The 1,217-nt window shown below is 71.8% G+C and carries 3 protein-coding genes and 1 pseudogene; all 4 read right to left on the minus strand.

The window, feature by feature from the left end; genetic code table 11:
* A pseudogene (locus HC022_RS26960) lies at nt 1-209 on the minus strand (energy transducer TonB); the annotation flags it as partial.
* Complete coding sequence (locus tag HC022_RS26965; protein WP_167454423.1) at nt 206-589, minus strand: biopolymer transporter ExbD; 384 nt, start codon at nt 587-589, stop codon at nt 206-208. The gene HC022_RS26965 and the pseudogene HC022_RS26960, both read right to left, overlap by 4 nt.
* Nucleotides 589-981 carry a biopolymer transporter ExbD gene (locus tag HC022_RS26970; RefSeq protein WP_303049114.1) on the minus strand — a complete coding sequence of 131 codons (393 nt, stop codon included), beginning with the start codon at nt 979-981 and terminating at the stop codon, nt 589-591. Before HC022_RS26970 ends, HC022_RS26965 begins: the two co-directional genes overlap by 1 nt.
* The coding region (locus HC022_RS26975; RefSeq protein ID WP_167454424.1) for a MotA/TolQ/ExbB proton channel family protein at nt 974-1,217 on the minus strand (244 nt) is incomplete at its 5' end. The genes HC022_RS26970 and HC022_RS26975, both read right to left, overlap by 8 nt.

Below are 1,217 nucleotides of genomic sequence, written 5' to 3' on the forward strand. Positions count from 1 at the left end.
ACCTCGGTCGTCTCTTCCGGTGTCTCGGCCGAGAGCGTGCCCGCGGCCATGTCGGCAAAGCTCGAGCCCAGCCGCGCCTCGGCGGCCCCGTCCGAGCCTTCGATCTCGACCGGCGGCCCGTCGGGCATCAGGGCCAGCGCCAGCGCGCCATGGGCGCTGAAGGCCAGCAGCAGCGCCAGCACCTTGCGCATTCGCGATTGCGCGATCATTCCAGCCCCCTTTCACTGACGATGACGACGCGCTCGGCACCGCCGCTGCGCAGGGCGCGGGCCAGTGCGACAAGATCCTCGGCGGGCAGCTCTCGGTCGGGGATCAGCCGCACCACGGCCAGCCCCTCTTCGCCGCGCGCCTCGAGAAAGGCCTCGGGCGTGGCGATGTCCTGCCCGGCAAGGCTCATGCGCCCGTCGGGATGCACCACCAGCGCGTCGGCCGGGGGCGAGGTGGACTCGAGGTCGCGGGTGTTCACCAGCTTCAGCGCGCTGTCGATGGGCTGCGCCAGCGTGCCCGCCACCAGGAAGAACATCAGGAACACGATGTTGATCAGCGCGATGGTGTTCTCGCGTTCGGGTTTGGGCGGTCTCGCGCGCATCACGATGCTCCCAGGATGGCCGGGGCGAAGCCCGGCACGCCGCGCAGCACCACCAGCAGGTCGGTCAGGCGCTGGGCGCTCACCCCCGGCTGCAGCGACACGATGAGCGGCTGCGGCTCCTCGTCTTCGGCCCCGGCGCGGCGCTCGGCCAGCGCCTCGGGCAGCGCCTCGAGCGCCAGCTCGGCGCTGTTGAGCCGCGCCGTCTCGGGCCCGAGCTGCAGGAACAGCGGCCGCGCCGTCGAACTGGTCGCCGCCCCGGCACCGCCGGCGGTCAGCTCGACCTCGGCGAACTTGCTGAAGGTCGAGCTCAGCATGAAGAAGAGCAGGAGCAGGAAGATGACGTCGATCAGCGACGTCATCGACAGCTTGCGCCTGCGCCGGACCTTACGCATGGGCCGGGGCCCCGTCGGCGGCGCGCAGGGCAGCGGCCTGGCCGCCCGAGGGCGAGAGAGCGCTGCGGATGCACCTCTCGGCGAGCACGCGCTCGGCCTCCATGCGGCTCTCGAACCAGCTCAGGATCAGCGAGGTCGGCATGGCGACCGCAAGGCCCACGGCGGTGGTCAGCAGCGCCACCCAGATGCCGCCGGCAAGGATCGACGGATCGACCTGGCTGCCCGCGTCCTGCAGC

The organism is Salipiger sp. HF18, from assembly GCF_011806505.1.
In the GTDB taxonomy this organism is placed as follows: domain Bacteria; phylum Pseudomonadota; class Alphaproteobacteria; order Rhodobacterales; family Rhodobacteraceae; genus Salipiger; species Salipiger thiooxidans.